Origin of the sequence: Pseudomonas sp. EA_5y_Pfl2_R50, assembly GCF_963970475.1 — a bacterium.
In the GTDB taxonomy this organism is placed as follows: domain Bacteria; phylum Pseudomonadota; class Gammaproteobacteria; order Pseudomonadales; family Pseudomonadaceae; genus Aquipseudomonas.
In genome coordinates, this window is the sequence record NZ_CAXAPT010000147.1 from 1 (window position 1) to 471 (window position 471).

The window sequence follows — 471 nt, forward strand, 5'->3', positions numbered from 1 at the left end:
CAAGCGGCCTGCTTTTCGGGTGACACCCCATAGAACAGACGCCGTTCATCGACTGGTTCGCCAGCATCGAGCAATGCCAGCGTGCGGTCGATCGTCTGTGCAAGATCGCGGCGCTGGGTGATTTCTTCGTCCACGCGTTGACGAAGATCAATTAATGCGGCGCGCGTATCGAAGGCGGGATCATCAAGGATGCGTGCGATCTCCGCCAGCGGCAGCCCAAGTTCGCGATAGAACAGGATGTGCTGGAGACGCAGCAATTCCACCTGTCCGTAATAGCGATAACCATTGTCACCGACGTCGGGCTTCAACAGCCCGATATGGTCGTAATGATGTAAGGCGCGAACGCTGACGCCTGACGCTTTCGCAACCTGTTTGACCGTCTGCATGACCTCACTCCGAATCGCTATGTCATGCTTGTCGGGATGACGTTGCGTCAGGGTCAAGCGTTATCAGATGCTGCCCTGCATCTTT

General features: G+C 56.3%; 1 protein-coding gene. It reads right to left on the reverse strand.

Annotated elements, in window-relative coordinates; translation table 11 throughout:
* Positions 1–386: MerR family transcriptional regulator (locus AACY19_RS27165; protein ID WP_339454585.1), on the reverse strand; the 386-nt coding region annotated here is incomplete at its 3' end.
* Positions 387–471 lie beyond the last annotated feature (85 nt).